The organism is Klebsiella sp. 10982 (assembly GCF_048589245.1).
Classification (GTDB): Bacteria; Pseudomonadota; Gammaproteobacteria; order Enterobacterales; family Enterobacteriaceae; genus Klebsiella; species Klebsiella quasivariicola.
On record NZ_JBMAXV010000119.1, the window covers coordinates 1 to 1,194 of the forward strand.

1 protein-coding gene is annotated in these 1,194 nt (G+C 55.3%); it reads left to right on the forward strand.

What is annotated here, in order from left to right; genetic code table 11:
- The first annotated feature begins 197 nt into the window (after window positions 1-197).
- Window positions 198-1,184 carry an IS110 family transposase gene (locus ACKLKD_RS27850; protein WP_250099157.1) on the forward strand — a complete coding sequence of 329 codons (987 nt, stop codon included), beginning with the start codon at window positions 198-200 and terminating at the stop codon, window positions 1,182-1,184.
- Window positions 1,185-1,194 lie beyond the last annotated feature (10 nt).

The following is a 1,194-nucleotide window of genomic DNA, read 5'->3' on the forward strand; positions in this document are numbered from 1 at the left end:
CTTGTATTATTCCTTTCGTGCAGAGAGAACCGGCCAGTTCTTTCTGCCATGCAGTCCGGATGCCGCACCCGACCTTAGATCCTCAAATCTGTGTCGTAGATAATTCGCACCGGACTGCGCTCCTCCACAAGTGATAAACCGAACAGTATCATGGACCGGAACACCCGGTACCCCGCATTTGCAAGGATGGTTACACCATGGAAAACAAACTCCACTTTATCGGCATTGATGTTGCCAAAGCTAAACTCGATGTCGATATGCTGCGCCCTGATGGCCGTCACCGCAGCAAGAAATTTGCCAACACCCCAAAAGGCCATAACGAGCTCGTCAGCTGGTTGTGCGGTCATCAGGTCAGCAATGCCCACGTCTGCATGGAAGCGACCGGGACGTATATGGAAGATGTCGCCGCTCATCTCTCTGACGCGGGGTATCGGGTCTCCGTTATCAATCCGTTGCTCAGCAAAGCGTTCGTCCAGAGCCAGGGAATACGCAGCAAAACCGATACGGTGGATGCCCGCCAGCTGGCGTATTTTTGCCGGGAGAAACGCCCGGTGATATGGGAAGCCCCCCATCCGGTTGAGCGGGCCCTGCGGGCGCTGGTGCTGCGGCATCAGGCACTGACGGAAATGCATGTTCAGGAGCAGAACCGGCGGGAAAGTGCCCGTGAAGTTCAGTTGCCGAGTATCGACATGCACCTGCTGTGGCTGGAGACGGAACTGAAGCGTATCGAAAAGCAGATAAAAGACCTGACGGATGATGATCCGGATATGAAGCACCGTCGCAAACTGCTGGACAGTATCCCGGGGATCGGAGCGAAAACATCGGCGGTGTTGCTGGCTTACGTGGGGCTGAAAAACAGATTCCTGGAAGCGAGGCAGTTCGCGGCGTTCGCGGGTCTGACACCAAAGCAGCATGAATCAGGCAGCAGCATCCGGCGGGTGAGTCGGATGAGTAAAATGGGTCATATGTCGCTGCGCCGTGCGCTGTACATGCCGGCAATGGTGACGCTGTACAAGACAGAATGGGGTCGGATATTCAGGGAACGACTGGAGAAGAGCGGAAAAAATGCAAAGCTGATCATCGGTGCAATGATGCGGAAGCTGGCACAGGTGGCGTACGGGGTCCTGAAATCGGGACGCCCGTTCGATGCCACGCAGCATACGGAAAATGCTTGCATGGCATAACAGTATCTAC

Excerpts from the sequence above, each read along its gene's own strand:
- ACKLKD_RS27850 (WP_250099157.1), top strand. The coding sequence starts at position 198 with ATGGAAAACAAACTCCACTTTATCGGCATTGATGTTGCCAAAGCTAAA.